The 263-nt window shown below is 65.8% G+C and carries 1 pseudogene; it reads right to left on the bottom strand.

The annotated features are described in order from the left end of the window. Positions 1–263, bottom strand: a pseudogene (locus AAEZ09_RS28540) (ABC transporter permease); the annotation flags it as partial.

The following is a 263-nucleotide window of genomic DNA, read 5'->3' as shown; positions in this document are numbered from 1 at the left end:
GAGCAGCAGGGCGTCATGTCGGGAAAGGCCCAGGCAGCGCAGCAATGCACTGGAGTCGAAGCGGCGCGTGGCGAACCGGGCGGCGGAGAGGGCAACTGCCACCCCGGCCAGCAGAATCGCGGCAAGACTGGCGAGGTTCAGGTAGCGCTCGGCGCGGCCAAGCGCGCCGCCGATTTGGCGATTACTGTCGTTGGCCGTTTCGATGCGCTGATGTGCTTGTAGCGCTGCCTCAACAGACTGTTGATAGGTCGCCAGTGCGGTGC

This window comes from Pseudomonas sp. 65/3-MNA-CIBAN-0223 (genome assembly GCF_040310425.1).
Taxonomy (GTDB): Bacteria; Pseudomonadota; Gammaproteobacteria; order Pseudomonadales; family Pseudomonadaceae; genus Aquipseudomonas; species Aquipseudomonas gregormendelii.
Note: the sequence above shows the minus strand (reverse complement) of the source record. Positions and strands in the feature narration are given on the sequence as shown.